This is a genomic window from Embleya sp. NPDC008237 (genome assembly GCF_042956465.1).
In the GTDB taxonomy this organism is placed as follows: Bacteria; Actinomycetota; Actinomycetes; order Streptomycetales; family Streptomycetaceae; genus Embleya.
This window is the reverse complement of sequence record NZ_JBIBGL010000004.1, coordinates 502,245-519,767: the sequence shown is the minus strand read 5'-3', so window position 1 is coordinate 519,767 and position 17,523 is coordinate 502,245. Positions and strand designations below refer to the sequence as shown.

Here is a 17,523-nt window from a genome sequence, read left to right as displayed (position 1 = left end):
CGGGCGACCCGTTCTTGACACTCGCCTCCGGCGTCACAAATATAGGGTAGGCAAACCTAAGTCAGGCAAGGCTTTTCGACTGTTCGAGAACGCGCGGCTCCCCGGAGTCGGCGCCGAAGGGGCCCGGACTTGACGAGTGCGAACCCGGCCGACGAACGCCGCCGAGAGCTGATCCGGCGACTGCTGGCCGAAGCGGGTGTACAACCGGACACCCCAGCCGACGGCATCCGCCCCCGCGACCGAAGCACCCCCGCACCCCTGTCCGCCGTGCAGCACAGTCTGTGGCTGCACCAGCAGGCCAACCCGGCCGGCACGTCCTACAACGGCTGCCTGCTCATCCGCGTCCGCGGCCCGCTCGACGTCGGCGCGCTGCGCGTGGCCACCCGCGAACTCCTGTGCGCCCACGAGGTCCTGCGTACCACCTACCACGCCGACGCCACCGGTGTTCCCTACCAGACGATCGCCGACCCGCCCGACGACCCGCTGCCGGTCCGCGACCTGACCCGACTGCCGGCCGACGTCCGGGACACCGAGGCCGAGCGCGTCGCCAGGCGCCTGGCCGCCCGCCCGTTCGACCTGGCCCGCGAACGCTCCGTGCGCTACGAACTCCTCGCCCTCGGGCCCGCGGACCACGCCCTCGTGCAGGTCGTGCACCACATCGCGTGGGACGGCGGAACGTGGGGCGTGCTCGCGCGCGACCTCGCCGCGTTCTACCGCCGCGCCGCCGGCCCGGACGGCACCCGCACCGCGACCGCGCCCGCCGTGCAGTACGCCGACATCGCCGCATGGGCGCACGGCAGGCCCCCCGACGAGGCCGGAACGAAGTTCTGGCGGGCCCGGCTGACCCCGCCGCCGCTCCCGCCCGACCTGCCCGCCGACGGTCCCAGGACACCGGCCCCGGACGAACGCGGCGGCCGGTGCACCCGCCGACTGTCCCCGGAAATACCGCCCCGCATCCGCGATTTCGCCGCCCAGTGCGGCGTCACCGCGTTCACCGTCGTGCTCACCGCGTTCGCGGAGCTGCTCCGCCGCCACACCGGGTCCACCGACCTGCCGATCGGCACGCTCGTGATGGACCGCACCGACCCGCACGCCGCCGAACTGATCGGCAACTTCGGCAATACCGTCGTGCTGCGCGCCGATCTCTCCGACCACACCCGGAAACTGACCTTCCGTCAGGCGACCGCGCGGCTCGGCGACGTGTGCACCGACGCGTTCGAGCACCGGAACGTGCCGTTCGACCGGGTCCTGGACGAGGTCCGACCACCACGCAGGCCGGGCCGACCACCGCTGTTCGACGTGATGTTCGGCCTGCTCACCCGCGACCTCGGCGACCTCGACCTGCCCGGCCTGGACACCTCCTGGCGGCACGTGCACAACGGCACCACCCAGTTCGACCTGGCCCTGGAAGGCTTCCTTCGGGACGAGGACCTGCTCGTGGAGGCGACCTACCGCACACCCCTGTTCGAGCCCGACACGATCGAACGCCTGCTGGCCCACCTGGAAACCCTGCTCACCGCCGCACTCGCCCGGCCCGACACACCCCTGGCCCTGCTCGACGCGACCCCGCCGGACCAGGCGCCCGAGCAACCCGCCGACGACATCGAGGACTTCCCCGCCGGAGGCGTCGCCGAACTCGTGCAGGCCGTCATCCGCGAGCGCCCCCATGCCCCGGCCGTCCGGGCCGGTGACACCACGTGGACCTACGCCGACCTGGACGCCCGCGCCGAGCACATCGCCGCCGCCCTCACCAACGCCCTGCACCCGCGCGGCATCGGCGGCGAACCCGTCGTCGCGCTGGCCCTGCCGCGCACCGCCGACCTGGTCGCGACCCTGCTCGCCATCCTGCGCATCGGCGCCGCCTACCTGCCGCTCGACCGCACCCACCCGCCCGAGCGCATCGCCGCCATGCTCGCCGACGCCGCGCCCGACCTCCTGCTCTGCGGCGCCGACTACACCCCGCCCACCGACACCACCCCCGTCCTGCACCTCGACGACCTCCCGGCCGCATTCGCCGACGCCGCCCCGGCCCGCCCGCCGATCCACCCGCAGACGCCCGCCTACGTCGTCTTCACCTCCGGCTCCACCGGCCGCCCCAAGGCCGTCGTCGGCACCCAACGCGCCCTGACCAACCGCCTGCGCTGGGGTCGCACCGCGCTGCCGCCCGGGCCCGGCGCGAGCCGGGTGCGCCTGGCCAAGAGCGCGCTCGCCTTCATCGACGGCAGCACCGAACTCCTGGGCGCCCTCGTCGCCGGGGACATGCTCGTCCTGGCCGACGACGCCACCGCCCGCGACGCGCTGCGCCTGACCGAACTCGCCGACCGCAGCGGCGCCGGCGTACTCACCGTGGTCCCCAGCCTGCTGGAGACCCTCCTCGACACCGCCCCGCCCGGCGCCCTGGCAAGCGTGCACACCTGGATCTGCTCCGGCGAACCCCTGCCCAAGGCCCTGGCCGACGCCGTCGTCGCCCGCCGACCGCACACCACCGTGGTCAACCTGTACGGCTGCTCCGAAGCCGCCGGCGACAGCCTCGCGCACATCCACACCCCGAGCAGTGCCACCGCGTCACCGACCGTGCCGATCGGCCGGCCGATCGCCCGCACCCGCGCCCGCGTCCTGGACGCCGCGCTGCGCCCCGTGCCCATCGGCGTCCCGGGCGAGCTCCACCTCGCCGGCGACGGCCTGGCCCGCGGCTACCTCGGCCGACCCGCCGCCACCGCCGAACGCTTCGTCGCCGACCCGTACGGGCCGCCGGGCTCCCGGCTCTACCGCACCGGCGACCTGGTGCGCCGACGAGCGAGCGGCGAACTGGAGTTCCTGGGCCGCGCGGACCACCAGATCAAGATCCGCGGCGTGCGGATCGAACCCGGCGAGATCGAAGCCTGCCTGCTGCGGCACGCGGGCATCGCCCGCGCGCTCGTGGTCGCGATCCGCTCCGGCACCGCCCTGTGCGCCTACCTCGTGCCCACCCCGGGCACTCGCATCGACATCGACGCGGTGCGCGCCGACCTCGCCCGCACCCTGCCCGCAGCCCTGCTGCCCGACGCGTACGTCGTGCTGGACGCGTTCCCGCTCAACCCCAACGGCAAGCTCGACCGCGGCGCGCTGCCCGCCCCGCAGACGTCCACCGCGCCCAAGCGGGCGCCGGCCGACGAGCGCGAAAGCGAACTGTGCACGATCTTCGCCGAATTCCTCAGCCTGGCAGCGGACGACATCGGCCCGGACGACGACTTCTTCGCCCTCGGCGGCCATTCGCTGCTCGCGGCGCGGCTGGCGAACCGGCTGCGCCGTACCTTCGCGGTCGAACTCGCCGTGCCCGACGTCTTCCACGCACCCACACCCGCCGCACTGGCCCGCCTGGTCGACACGGCCGAACCGGTGCGCCCCCGGGTGCGCGAGATCGCCGTACCGAGCCCGGCACCCGCGTCCTTCGCCCAGATCGGCCTGTGGTTCGAGGAACAGGTGCGCGGGCCGTCCGCGGCCTACAACCTGCCGCTGGGCCTGCGGCTGCGCGGCCGGCTCGACCCGGGGGCGCTCCGCGCGGCACTGCACGACGTGGTCGCGCGGCACGAGAGCCTGCGCACCCTGCTGGTGCCCGGCGCGGACGGTACACCCGTGCGTGAGGTGCTCACGCCCGAGGCCGCGCATGCCGGGATGCACTGCGCCGTCGTGGCGGCGCACACCCGATCGCCCGAGCAGGTCCCTGCCGAGGTGGCCGCCCTCGCGGAGCGGCCCTTCGACATCGGTGTCGATCCACCCGTCCGGGCCGCGCTGTTCGTCGGCGCGCCCGACGGGGAGAGCGTCCTGGCCCTGGTGTTGCACCACAGCGCGGCCGACCGCTGGTCGTTCGGACCGTTGCTGGCCGACCTCTCCGCCGCCTACGTCGCGCGCTCGGCCGGGACGGTGCCGCCGCCGCGTCCCGAACCGGTCACCGGACACGGCGCGTACGCGGCCTGGCAGCGCGCGATCCTGGGCACGCGGGACACGCCCACCGATCTGACACGTCGCCAACTCGACTACTGGGCAGCTGTGTTGCGCGACGCTCCGGAGGAACTGGCGCTGCCCGCCGACCGCTCGCGCCGCGCCGAGCGCGGCCACCGCGGCGCGAGCGCCGAGCACACCCTGCCCGCCGATCTCGCCGACGCCCTGCGCGGCCTCGCGCACGACACCGGCACAAGCGTGTTCACCACGCTGCACGCCGCCGTCGTCGCCGTCCTGCACCACCTCGGCGCGGGCGAGGACATCCTGCTCGGCGCACCCGTCGCCGGCCGCACCGACGAGGATCTGGACGGCGTGGTCGGCCTGTTCGTCAACACCGTCGTGCTGCGCACGTACGTCGGCGGCGACCCGACCTTCGCCGACCTGCTCGACCGCACCCGAAACGCCGACCTGGCCGCGTTCGCGCACGCCGACGTGCCCTTCGACTGGGTGGTGGATCGACTGCGGCCCACCCGTACCCTGTCCCGACACCCGCTGATCCAGGCCACCCTGACCCATCACCGCGCCGAGGAGATCGACCTCGCGCTGCCCGACACGCACGCCGAACCCTTCGCACCGGGCACGGGCGCGGCGATGTTCGATCTCGACCTGCGGTTCGTGGAATCGGCCGACGACGACATTCGGATCCACGCCGGATACGCATGCGACCTGTTCGAACACGCCACCGTCGTCGCGCTTTTGGAGCGGCTGCACCGACTGCTCGCGCAGGTGCTCGCCGACCCGCACACGCCGTTGAGCAGCCTGGACCTGCTCACCGACGCCGAACGCCGGCTGCTCGTGCACGAGGTCAACGCCACCGCACACGACGTGCCGACCATCACCGTGGTCGAACGCTTCACCTCCCGGGCCCGGCGCACCCCGCACGCACCCGCCCTGATCGCCGCCGACGGCACGGTGACCACGTACGGCCGGCTGGCCGCCCGCGTCGAGGCGAACGTCCGGCGGCTGATCGGCGCCGGTGCCGGGCCCGACACCCTGGTCGCCGTCGCGCTGCCGCGCTCGCCCGACCTGGTGGTCGCCCTCCTGGCGGTGCTCGCGAGCGGGGCGGCCTACGTACCGCTCGACGCCGACGACCCGCCCGCACGCCTGGCCGAGACGATCGCCGACGCACGGCCCACACTCGTGCTCACCGACACCGCGCACGCGCAACGACCCTGGGGACGGCCGGTCGTCGTGATCGGCGACGACCCGGCCGAGCCCGACGCTGCCGAGGGCCCGATGCCGCCGCCGCAGGCCGCGCACCCCGCGTACGTGCTGTACACCTCCGGCTCGACCGGCCGGCCCAAGGGCGTGCTCGTCTCGCACGCGGCATTGGCGAACCAACTGGCCTGGGTTCAGGGCGAGTACGCGCTCACCCCCGCCGACCGCGTGCTGCACAAGGCGCCGATCGGGTTCGACGTGTCGTTGTGGGAGGTGTTCTGGCCGCTGTGCGAGGGCGCCACCGTCGTCCTGGCCGCACCCGACGGCCACCGCGACCCGGCCCACCTCGCCGCGCTCGCGCACACCCACGCGGTCACCGTGGCGCACTTCGTCCCGCCGATGCTGGACGCGGTACTCGACGCCGTCGAAGCCGCGTCCGCCCCGCGCATCACGTCGTTGCGACTGCTCCTGTGCGGCGGTGAGGCGCTGCCGCCGGCCACCGCCCGCCGCAGCGCCCGGCTGCTCGGCCCGACGCCGCACAACACCTATGGGCCCACCGAGGCCACCATCACCGCCACCGCGTGGAACCCCGCAGGCGCCCTCGACGCGGACGCCGTGCCGATCGGACGACCGGTGTGGAACACCGGCGCCCTCGTCCTCGACGCCCGGCTGCGGCCCACCCCGATCGCACTGCCGGGCGAGCTGTACCTGACCGGCGCGCAACTTGCCGAGGGATACCTGCACCGCCCCGGACAGACCGCCGAACGCTTCGTCGCCGATCCGTACGGACCCCCCGGCAGCCGGATGTACCGCACCGGAGACCTGGTGCGCCGGCGCGCCGACGGCGCACTCGTCTACCTCGGCCGGACCGACCACCAGGTCAAACTGCGCGGCGTGCGCATCGAGTCGGGCGAGATCGAGGCGCACCTGACCGCTCGGGCCGATCTGGCCGCTGCCGTGGTCGGCGCCCGGCCCGGGCCGACCGGTGCGCCGATCCTGGTCGCCCACGTGGTGCCCGCGCCCGCGGCCGACGTGGATCCCGAGGCGCTGCGCGGCGAACTGGCCGATCGTCTGCCCGAACACCTGGTCCCGGCCGCGATCGTGGTCGTGCCCGCGCTGCCGCTGCTGCCCAACGGCAAACTCGACCGCGCCGCGCTGCCCGACCCCGACGTCGCACCGCACACCCCGGACACCGCGCCGAGCGACGGCGCACAGGCCGAACTCGCCCGGATCTTCGCCGAGGTGCTGCGGGTGGAGCGGGTCGGCGTGCGGGACGGGTTCTTCGCGCTGGGCGGCGACAGCATCGGGGCCACGCTCGTGGCCGGCAAGGCCCGATCGATCGGGCTGCGGTTCACCGTCAAGGACGTCTTCCGGCACCAGAGCGTGAGCGCGCTCGCGCGCGTCGCCCGACGCGAGGACCCGCAGGCGTCGCCGCCCGCACCGGTGATGCTCGCCGATCCGCCGCTGTCGCACGTGTTCCGCGACGGCGGGACCGGGCCGAACGGCCACCACGTGTGCGCGGTCCGCCCGGTCGCGGCCGGCCGGGACCGCCTCCTGACCGGGATCGTCGCCGAACTGGAACGCCGATACCCGGCGTTGCGGCTGCGGATCGAGACGGTCGGCAAGCGGCTGTGGCGCACCACCTCGGTCGCCGAGGCGAACCCGAGGGTGCGCGTCGTGGCCGGCACGCCGCAGGGCACGGCCGGGGAACTCGAGCGGGCCATGGCCGAGTTGGACGTCACCGGCGGACCGACACTGGCGGTGACCCTGACACCCGGGCGGCTGCTGGTGGTGGCGCACGCGCTCGTGCTGGACGCCGCGGCGGTCGAACGGGTCGCGGACGAACTGGCCGCCGCGCTGGGGCAGGAGCGACCGAGGACACCGGCCCCGCCCGCCGAGATGTCCGACCCGGAGCGGGTCGATGTGGCACCGGTCGAGGCGGACGAGACGACGTGGGCCGAGGAACTACGCGGCGCGGTGCCGGCCCCGGCGCTACTCGGCACGGCTTCGGGTCGCACGCTGTTCCTGGCGACCGTCCTCGCCGGCGGCGATCCCGAGCTCGGCGACGGCAGCGGCGAGGCCGCCGCCTCGATCGAGGCCGTCCGAGCCGCCGCCGGCGAGGCGTTCCTGGCCGCCCTGCACGCACGCACCCCCGACGTCGACCGGCTGCTGATCGACCGGATAGTGGACCCACATCGGCACCGGGCGCCCGAATCGGCGCCCCCGGTGGGCTCGTTCGCCTACGCCTACCCGCTCGCAGCCACCCGGGGAGGACCCGCGCCGGACCTGTCCGCCGCCGACCTGCGGGGCGCCGGCTACACCCGGGTGCGCTACGCGAGCCGATCCGGCGCCCGGGTGCTGGGCCGGGTCGCCCACGCGGAGATCGTGCTGCGGGATGCGCCCGCCCACGGGTGGGCCGACGACGTGCCCTCGGCGGTGAGTACGCGCTGGCCCCTGGACGCGGCGATCGCCGTGGCGGCAGGGGAGCACGGACCCCGATGCCGGCTCACCCTGTGCGCCGGACCGACCGTCGACGCGGACGACGCCCGCCGCCTGCTCGCGACCTGGGCCGCGGAGACGCGTGCCCGCATCCCGGGCGCGAGGACCATCACCGACAGCGAGACGACCACACCGAACACGGACCCGGGGCGGACGACGTGAGCGACCTCAACCCTTCGAACGACCGCCCGACCCACACCCCCGCAGGACTGTGGCGGCGCGAGGCGTTCGAGCACGCGCCACCCACCGTGCGGGCGATGGTCGCCCCGCCCGAGATCACCGCCGACATGGCACACCTGCGTGCGACCGAGGTACTGGCCCGACATCGTTGCCTGCGCACCGAGGAGCCCACCGCGTGGTGCGGCACCTTCACCGTCGGTGCGGACGCCCGGCGCTCCACCGCCCGAGTGGCCCGCGTGGCGGCGACACCCGCCACCGGGTGGGTGGATCGCGGCCCGACCCGCCCGGGACTTTTGGTCGTCGCACTGCCCGGAGGCATCGCCGACGGAACCTCGTGGCGCATCCTCGCCGACGAACTGCGTGCGGGACTGCGCGGCGCACCGATGGGACCCGAACCCGCGACCACCGCGGACTACGCCGCCGCCGTCGCCCTGGACGCCGCCGACCCGCAGTTGCTCGACCGCGCCACCCGCTGGTTCACCCTGATGGACCGGGTGGACGAGCTGGATGCGTCCGCGCCGTGGCCCTTTGGCGAAAGCGGCATCCCCGACACGCCTCCCGTCGCCGTCGCCGAAATCCTCGAACTGCCTGCCGAGGCTCAGGCGTTGGCCCCGCACAGGCCGCTGCGCACGATCCTGGCCGCGACCGTGGCCGAGGTGCTGGGCGAGCTCGCCCCCGGACCGCTGTACCTGGACGTCGCGGAGGACGACCGCGACCGGTACGGCGGGCGCTTCGCACACACCGTCGGCGACCTGCGACGCGTCTTCCCCGCCCTGCTGGAGGCCGGACAAGGGGCCCCCGGCGCGCTGCCCGCCGACCCGCGCAGCGCGGCCGACTTCGGCATCGCGCTCCACCTCGCGGAGCAGACCTCGGGCGCCCTCGCCGACGCGCCCGAGGCAGGCGTCCTCCTGGCCTACGGACACACCGACCTCGGCGACGACCCCCTGCTCGCGCACGACCGCGACAGCGACGGGCATTCCTTCTCGCGCTATCCGCTGCGCCTGGACCTGTGGGTCGACCACTCGCCCACCGGAGCCGGGCGACGGATCGCACTGCGGGTGGTCGCCGACCCCAAGACGCTGCCCGAACTCGACGTCGCGGCCCTGCTCCAGGCTTGGCGGGGCGCCCTGCTCCCGGCCCTCCGCGACGCCGTCCCGCCCCCGAGCGAGGTGCCCGCCCGCGTCGACCAGGCCGCGCTCGACCGCGCGATCGGCGGGGCGGGCGTGGCCGAGGTGTTGCCGCTGTCCCCGCTGCAGGAGGGCCTGCTCTTCCACCTCATGCTCGACGGCGCGGCCCGCGACATCTACGTACAGCAGGCCGTGCTGTTCCTGACCGGCCCCGTGCACACCGACCGGCTCGCGGAAGCGGCGCGCCGGGTCCTGGAGAAGTACCCGAACCTGCGCGCCGGCTTCGTCGGCACCGAGGACGGACCCGTGCAGGTGGTGCCGGAGCGCTTCGCCGTGCCGTTCGCCTACGCCGACCTCACCGGAACCGGAGAAGCGGACCATGACGGCGAAGTCGCGGACGTCGAGGCCGCGTTCGAGGCGTTCGCCGACGCCCAACGGGCGATCCCGTTCGACCCGGCCCGCCCGCCGCTGATGCGCTTCGCGCTGGCCCGCACCTCCGCCGACGGCCACCGACTCCTGCTCACCTCACAGGTAGCCCTGCTCGACGGCTGGTCCGGCGGCCTCGCACTGACCTCGCTCCTGGAGTTCTACACCGACGCCGAGGCCGAAGCCGCGCGACCCACCACCCCGTTCCGGGACTTCCTGCGCTGGTTGGGCACCCGCGACCACGACGCCGCCCGCGACGCGTGGTCCGCGTACCTGGGCGATGTCACCGAGCCCACTCTCCTGGCCGGCCCGCGCCCGCCCGGCGACGACGCCACCCCGGCCTCGGCCGGGGAGATCCACCGCGAGGTGCCCGCAGCCCTCGCCGCCCGCCTCGCGGCCCGTGCCCGCGAGGCCGGCGTCACCGTCGGCACGCTCTACGAAAGCGCCTGGGGCCTGTTGCTGGGCCGGCTCACCGGACGCGACGACACCGTCTTCGGCGCACTCGTCTCCGGCCGGCATCCCGACGTCGAGGGCATCGAGACGACCGTCGGCGTGCTGTTCAACACCGTCCCGGTACGCGTGCGCCTCGCACCGCACGAGCCGATCGCCGACCTGTGGCGGCGCACCCAGGACGACAAGACGGACCTGCACGACCATCCGTACCTGGGCCTGAGCGAACTCCAGGCGATGGTGGGCGCAGGCCCGCTCTTCGACACCTTCTTCGTGTTCCAGAACCTGCCCCTGCCGGACAAGAACCGCGGATTCGGCCCCGACGCGGCCCTGCGAGTGCTCGGCCACGGCGTCCGCGACGCCACCCACTACCCGGTGTCCGTGGTGATCACCCCCGGCGAGGTGACCCGGCTGCGCGCGATGTACCACGACGACGCCTTCGCCCGGGCCGACGTCGAAGTGCTCACCGAACGCTACCTGCGGATCCTGGCAGCCTTCGCCGACGATCCCACCCGGGCCTGCGCCCGTATCGACGTACTCGCGCCGGCCGAACGCCGGCGTGTGGTCGACACGTGGAACAGCACGACGCACCCGGTACCGGAACTGACCGTGGCCGATCTGCTGGAGGAGCGGGCGGCGTCGGTTCCGGATGTGGTGGCGGTGGTGCAGGATCCGGATGGTGCGGCGCCGTTGGTGTGGACGTATCGGGAGTTGAACGAGCGGTCGAATCGGATCGCCCGGTTGTTGCGGGTGCGTGGGGCGGGTCCGGAGCGGGTGGTGGGTCTGGCGTTGCCGCGCACCGCGGACATGGTGGCCGCCCTGTTCGCGGTGCTCAAGACCGGCGCCGCCTATCTGCCGTTGGAGCGCGACCTGCCGCACGAGCGCATCGCGTGGATGGTCGACGAGACCCGGCCGGTCTGCGTGCTGACCGCCGGTGACGACACCGTGCCCGGGAACACGGTCGATCTTGACGATGCGTCGGTGCGGGCGGAGTTGGCGGGCCTGTCGGGTGCGGACCTGACGGACGCGGAGCGTGCGGATTTCGTGCGGGGGGATGCGCGGCGCCTGGAGCATCCGGCGTATGTGATCTATACGTCGGGTTCGACGGGTCGGCCCAAGGGTGTGGTGACTCCGTATCGCGGGTTGACGAACATGCAGGTCAATCACCGTCGGGAGATCTTCGATCCGGTGGTGGCCGCGGCGGGGCGGCGGTTGCGGGTGGCGCACACGGTGTCGTTCGCGTTCGACATGTCGTGGGAGGAGTTGTTGTGGCTGGTCGAGGGGCACGAAGTGCACGTGTGCGACGAGGAGTTGCGCCGTGACGCACATGCGCTGACCCGGTACGTGGACCGCCACCGGATCGACGTCGTCAACGTCACCCCCACCTACGCCCAGCACCTCCTGGAGGAAGGTCTCCTCGACTCGGACCCCACCGCCGGACGCCATCGACCCGCCCTCGTCCTGCTCGGCGGCGAGGCCGTCTCCGACGGCGTCTGGGCCGCGCTGCGCGACACCGAGGGCGTGTTGGGCTACAACCTGTACGGGCCCACCGAATACACCATCAACACCCTCGGCGCGGGCACCGAGGACAGTGCCACACCCGCCATCGGCCGGCCGATCCTCAACACCGCCACCCACATCCTCGACGCCAACCTGCAACCGGTACCCGTCGGCGTGCCCGGCGAGCTGTACATCACCGGCATCGGGCTCGCGCGCGGCTACCTCAACGACCCCGGACAAACCGCGGCCCGCTTCGTCGCGAACCCGTTCGGGCCGCCCGGCTCCCGGCTCTACCGCACCGGCGACCTGGCCCGGCGTCGCCCGGACGGCATCATCGACTACCTCGGCCGCACCGACGACCAGATCAAGATCCGCGGCCACCGGATCGAACCCGGGGAAATCCAGAGCGTGTTGGACGCCCACCCGCAGGTGGCCCGCAGCGCGGTCGTACCCACCACCGGCCCGGACGGCGCCGTACAGCTCACCGCCTACCTCGTCCCCGAGACCGCCGGCACCGGCGATGCCCACGCCGACGCCGAGCACCTCGCCCAGTGGCGGCAGATCTACGCCGACGAATACACCGCCATCGACACGGCGGTGTTCACCGAGGACTTCGCCGGCTGGGACAGCAGCTACGACGGCGCACCGATCCCGCTCGCGGACATGCGCGAATGGCGGGCCGAGACCGTACGCCGCATCACCGAACTGCATCCGTCCCGAATCCTGGAGATCGGCGTCGGCACCGGGTTGCTCCTGGGCGAACTCGCTCCCGCGAGCGAGAGCTACTGGGCCACCGACTTCGCCGCACCGGTCGTCGCGAAGCTGCGCGCGGACCTGGCCCGCGACCCCGAACTCGCCGCCAAGGTCGAACTGCGCACCGCCCCGGCACACGAACTCGGCGACCTGCCCGAGGCGTTCTTCGACACGGTCGTGATCAACTCGGTCGCCCAGTACTTCCCCAGTCTGGACTACCTCACCGACGTCCTGCGCCGAGCCCTCGCCCTGGTCCGCCCCGGCGGAGCGGTCTTCCTCGGCGACATCCGCAATCTACGACTCGCCCGCACCTTCCACAGCGCGATCCGACTCGGCCAGGCGACCCCGGACACCGACGACGCCACCGTGCGCGCCGCGATCGAACGTGCCGTCCTGCTGGAGAAGGAACTCCTGGTCGACCCGGACTACTTCGCCGGCCTGGCCGACCTGCTGCCCGACCTCGCCGGGGTCGACCTGCGGATCAAACGCGGACACCTGCACAACGAACTGACCCGACACCGCTACGACGCCGTCCTGCGCCGCACCGGCGGCGCCCGCGCCACGGACCTCACCGACGTACCGATCCTGGCGTGGGACGCCGCTACCGGAACCGACGCGATCGTGCGCCGACTGACCACGGATCGCCCCGAGGCGCTGCGCCTGCGTGGCGTGCCCAACGCCCGTCTCGCCGGCGAACTCGCCGCCGAGCGCGTCCTGGCGAACGGCGGCAGCACGGCCCGGGCCCGGTCGGCCCGCACCGAGGCCGAGCGGGCTGCCGGCGACGCGGCGGTCGAACCCGAGACGCTGCACACGCTCGGCGCCGAACTCGGCTACACCGTGGCCGCGACCTGGTCGGCCGGTGGCCTCGGCGCCTTCGACGCCGTGTTCACCGCCGGCGACGCGGCCGAGTACGGCGTGCTGGGGACGTACGTGCCCACCGGGGCCGGTCGCGCCGACCCGTCGGGCTACGCCAACCACCCGGCCGCCGCGCGCGAGGCGGGCACCCTCGTCCCCCGACTGCGCGCCTACCTGCGCGAACGGCTGCCCGAGTACATGGTGCCCGCGGGATTCGTCCCGCTCGACCGCCTCCCGCTCACCGTCAACGGCAAACTCGACCGCCGCGCACTGCCCGCGCCCGACGCCGGCGCAGGCCGCACGACCACCCGCCCACCGGCCGGCGCCGCCGAACTCGCGCTGAGCGCCCTGTTCGCCGACGTGCTCGGCGTCGCCGACATCGGCGCCGAGGACAACTTCTTCGACCTCGGCGGCCACTCCCTGCTCGCCGCCCGACTCGCCGCCAAGGCCCGCGGCGCGCTCGGCGTCGAGATCGCCATCCGCGACGTCTTCACCGCCCCCACCACCGCCGCACTGGCCGCACTGCTCGCCGAACGCGCCGGAGCACACGCCCCCGACGCCGAGCCGCTGCGTCCGGCCGTCACGCGTCGGGAGCGTCCCGACCGGGTGCCGCTGTCGTTCGCGCAGCGGCGGCTGTGGCTGCTCGGCCAGTTCGAGACGGCGAGCGCGGCCTACCACGAACCGATCGCGGTCCGGCTGCGCGGAAACCTGGACCGGGTAGCTCTCCACGCGGCCGTACAGGATGTCACCGACCGTCACGAGACATTGCGTACGGTGTGCGTCGCGGCGCAGGGGGTGACCGAGAGCGGCGCGGACGTGTACCAGCACATCCTGGAACCGGAATACGCCCGGGCCGTCGTCGAGTTCGTCGACCTTGCCGCCGCCGAGCCGGTGGGGCGAATCGAGGAGAACCTGGCCGGGCTCGTCGCCGAGGCCACCCGACGCCCGTTCGACCTGGCCACGGAACTGCCGCTGCGGACCACGGTCTTCCGGGTCGGTCCCGACGAACACGTGCTGCTCGCGGTGTTCCACCACATCGCGATCGACGAATGGTCCATCCGGCCGTTCGCGCAGGACCTCGCCGCGGCCTACACCGCACGCGCCGCCGGACACGCGCCCGCGTGGGAGCCACTGCCGCTGCAATACGCCGACTACACCCTGTGGCAGCGCGACCTGCTCGGCGACCCGGCCGACCCCGCCGGTCGCTATGCCCGCCAACTCGCCTACTGGAAAACGGCCCTGGCCGGGCTGCCGGAGGAACCGGGGCTGCCCTCCGACCGCCCGCGCCCCACGGTGGCCGGCTACCGCGGCGGCACCGTCGAACGGCTGATCCCGGCCGAACTCGCGAACCGGGTGCGCGCCGTCGCCTCGGCGGCCGGCGCGAGTGCGTTCATGCTCTATCAGGCGGCGGTCGCGACCCTGCTGCACCGGCTCGGCGCGGGTACGGACATCGCGCTGGGCAGCCCGGTGGCCGGACGCGACGACGAGGCACTGGGCGAGCTGATCGGATTCTTCGTCAACACCGTGGTGATCCGCGCGGACGTGACGGGAAACCCGACCTTCGCGGAACTGCTGGCCCGGGTGCGGGACACCGACCTCGACGCCTTCGCCCACCAGGACCTGCCGTTCGAGCGCCTCGTGGAGGAGCTCAACCCGGCCCGCTCGCTCGGCCGCAACCCGCTGTTCCAGGTGATGGTCGGCTACCAGAACCAGGGTGTGGGCGAGGTCCGTTTCGGCGACATGGCACCGGTCGGCGCACGATTCACCCCGCCGACCGCCAAGTTCGATCTCGACTTCGTCTTCCGCGAGACCGATCTCGCGGCCGTGCCCGACGGCGCGGTCGAGTTGGGCATCGAGTATGCGGCGGACCTGTTCGACCACGGCACCGCCGAGGACTTCGCCGAGCGCTTGTTGCGCCTGCTCGCCGAGGTCACCGACGACCCGCACCGCCGCGTGGGCGCCTACGAGCTGCTGTCGGCGGCGGAGCGCTCGCGCATCGTGCACGAGTGGAACGCGACCGAACTGCCCATCCCCGACGCCACCGTGGCCGATCTGCTGGAGGAGCGGGCGGCGTCGGTTCCGGATGTGGTGGCGGTGGTGCAGGATCCGGATGGTGCGGCGCCGTTGGTGTGGACGTATCGGGAGTTGAACGAGCGGTCGAATCGGATCGCCCGGTTGTTGCGGGTGCGTGGGGCGGGTCCGGAGCGGGTGGTGGGTCTGGCGTTGCCGCGCACCGCGGACATGGTGGCCGCCCTGTTCGCGGTGCTCAAGACCGGCGCCGCCTATCTGCCGTTGGAGCGTGATCTGCCGCACGAGCGCAGTGTGTGGATGGTCGACGAGACCCGCCCGGTCTGCGTGCTGACCGCCGGTGACGACACCGTGCCCGGGAACACGGTCGATCTTGACGATGCGTCGGTGCGGGCGGAGTTGGCGGGCCTGTCGGGTGCGGACCTGACGGACGCGGAGCGTGCGGATTTCGTGCGGGGGGATGCGCGGCGCCTGGAGCATCCGGCGTATGTGATCTATACGTCGGGTTCGACGGGTCGGCCCAAGGGTGTGGTGACTCCGTATCGCGGGTTGACGAACATGCAGGTCAATCATCGTCGGGAGATCTTCGATCCGGTGGTGGCCGCGGCGGGGCGGCGGTTGCGGGTGGCGCACACGGTGTCGTTCGCGTTCGACATGTCGTGGGAGGAGTTGTTGTGGCTGGTCGAGGGGCACGAAGTGCACGTGTGCGACGAGGAGTTGCGCCGTGACGCACATGCGCTGACCCGGTACGTGGACCGCCACCGGATCGACGTCGTCAACGTCACCCCCACCTACGCGCAACACCTGCTCGACCTCGGCCTGGTCGACGGCGACCCGGCGCAGGGCCGGCATCGGCCGTGTCTGGTGCTGCTCGGCGGCGAGGCGGTGTCGGACGCGGTGTGGAACCGGTTGCGGGACACCGAGGGCGTGTTGGGCTACAACCTGTACGGGCCCACCGAATACACCATCAACACCCTCGGGGCCGGCACCGAGGACAGTGCCACACCCGCCATCGGCCGGCCGATCCTCAACACCGCCACCCACATCCTCGACGCCAACCTGCAACCGGTACCGGTGGGTGTGCCGGGCGAGTTGTACGTCACCGGGATCGGCCTCGCCCGCGGTTACCTCGACAGCCCCGCGCCGACCGCGGCCCGCTTCGTCGCCAACCCGTTCGGGCCGCCCGGCTCCCGGCTCTACCGCACCGGCGACCTGGCCCGGCGCCGCCCGGACGGCATCATCGACTACCTCGGCCGCACCGACGACCAGATCAAGATCCGCGGCCACCGGATCGAACCGGCCGAGATCCAGGGTGTGTTGGATGCGCACCCCGACGTACTGCGGTCCGCGGTCGTGCCGAGCGCGGACGGGTCGCGGTTGACCGCCTACGTGGTCGGCGGAGCCCGATCGCAGGCGCTGCGCACGTGGGCCGCGGCCCGGCTGCCGGACTACATGGTGCCGAGCGCGTTCGTTCCGCTGGAGGTGCTGCCGCTGACCGTCAACGGAAAACTGGATAGGGCCGCGCTGCCCGAGCCGGACTTCGCCGCCGCGGTCACCGACCGAGGCCCTCGGGACACGGTCGAGGCCGTGCTGTGCCGGGTCTTCGCCGAGGTGCTGGACCTGCCCCGGGTGGGCATCGACGACAACTTCTTCACCCTCGGCGGACATTCGCTGCTCGCGGTCCGTCTGGTCGGCGCGATCCGGGCCGCCGGCCCGGTACGCGACGCCGACACCGTCACCGTCGCCGCGGTGCTGACCGCGCCGACGGTCGCCGACCTCGCGGAGCGGCTGCGCGCAGGCGGCGACGCGGACGACCCGACCGCGCCCGTCGCGGTGCTGCGTGCGGGCGGCGAACTCCCGCCGCTGTTCTGCGTGCACGCCGGATTCGGGTTCGCCTGGCCCTACACGACGCTGCTTTCGCACGTGGGGGCCGAGCGGCCGATGTACGGCCTCCAGTCCGCGATGTTGTCCGGGGCCCCGGCGCCGGCCCGCTTCGAGGACGTGGTCGCCGAGCACCTGCGCAGCATGCGCACGATCCGGCCGCACGGCCCCTACTCGCTTCTGGGTTGGTCCTTCGGTGGCGAACTCGCCTACGCGCTGGCCGCCGAGTTGCAGCGCGCGGGCGAGCCGGTGGACCTGCTGGTGCTGATCGACGCGGAGCCGCCCGTGCCGCGATCGAGCGCCGAGGCGGCTGCCGAGGGCAACGGGTTCGGCGAGGCGGCCGCGCGGGCGCAGTTGTTGCGGGCGACCCCGGGCGGGGTGGACCCGGCCGGCGCGCTGGGCGAGGAGTTGGTGGCGGCACTGCTGCGCACGCGGGTCGCCTACGAACACCTCGCGCCCGCCGAGCCCTACCCGGCCTTTCGCGGCGACGTGTTGTGCGTGGCCGCGCGCGAGAACGCCGAGCGCACCGGCCGCCGGGCCTGGGCGGCGCACGTTCTCGGCGTGGTCGACGAGCACGTCGTCGACCACGCGCACGACGATCTGCTGACCTCGGCCGCGGTGGACCAGTGGGGCCCGCACGTACGCCGACGGTTGGACGCACCACACCGAGAGAGGCTCTGATCCA

The 17,523-nt window shown here is 73.5% G+C and carries 2 protein-coding genes; both read left to right on the top strand.

Annotated features, from left to right (window positions below; genetic code table 11):
• Positions 1-129: 129 nt before the first annotated feature.
• Positions 130-7,800 (top strand): amino acid adenylation domain-containing protein, encoded by a 7,671-nt coding sequence (locus ACFZBU_RS12745; RefSeq protein ID WP_391583523.1) that lies wholly within the window; start codon positions 130-132, stop codon positions 7,798-7,800.
• Positions 7,797-17,519: an amino acid adenylation domain-containing protein gene (locus ACFZBU_RS12740; RefSeq protein ID WP_391583522.1), complete on the top strand. Its 9,723-nt coding sequence runs from the start codon at positions 7,797-7,799 to the stop codon at positions 17,517-17,519. Before ACFZBU_RS12745 ends, ACFZBU_RS12740 begins: the two co-directional genes overlap by 4 nt.
• Positions 17,520-17,523 lie beyond the last annotated feature (4 nt).